Consider the following 618-nt stretch of genomic DNA (forward strand, 5'->3'; position numbering starts at 1 on the left):
TTCTTCCTCGCCCGCGTTTCTGTGCAGCTGACCTTGCCCCTTGGACTTAATCCAGATTGAAGTTCGCTCTGGCCCATATGAGGACCAGAGCATGAAGCGCAGCCGCTTTACGGAAGAGCAGATCATCGGGATTTTGAAGGAGCACGAGGCTGGCGTGTCGGTTGCCGATCTGTGCCGGAAGCACGGCGTCAGCGATGCCAGCGTCTACAAATGGAAAGCCAAGTTTGGCGGGATGGAGGTCTCGGAGGCCAAGCGGCTGAGGACGCTGGAGGACGAGAACACGCGGCTGAAGCGGCTTTTGGCCGACGCCATGCTGGACAATGCGGCGTTGAAGGACCTCCTGGGAAAGAAATGGTGACGCCCGCGGGGAAGCGGAAAGCTGTCGCCCATCTCGTGGATGCCCACGGGATGAGCGAACGGCGGGCGTGTAAAGCCATCGGCTGTTGCCGCATGACCATCAGATATCGGACAACCCGGGCGGATGACGCTGCCCTACGCCAACGCATGAGAGCGATCGCCGAGGTGCGCCGTCGCTTCGGCTATCGGCGCCTGCATGTTCTGCTCAAGCGGGAGGGCTATCTGGTCAACCACAAGAAGCTGTTCCGGCTCTATCGGGAA

Annotated in this window: 1 pseudogene; it reads left to right on the top strand. The window is 60.5% G+C overall.

The annotated features are described in order from the left end of the window. Positions 1 to 91: 91 nt before the first annotated feature. Positions 92 to 618 (top strand): annotated as a pseudogene (locus AC629_RS46400) (transposase); the annotation flags it as partial.

It is taken from the genome of Bradyrhizobium sp. NAS80.1, from assembly GCF_001908205.1.
Taxonomy (GTDB): domain Bacteria; phylum Pseudomonadota; class Alphaproteobacteria; order Rhizobiales; family Xanthobacteraceae; genus Bradyrhizobium.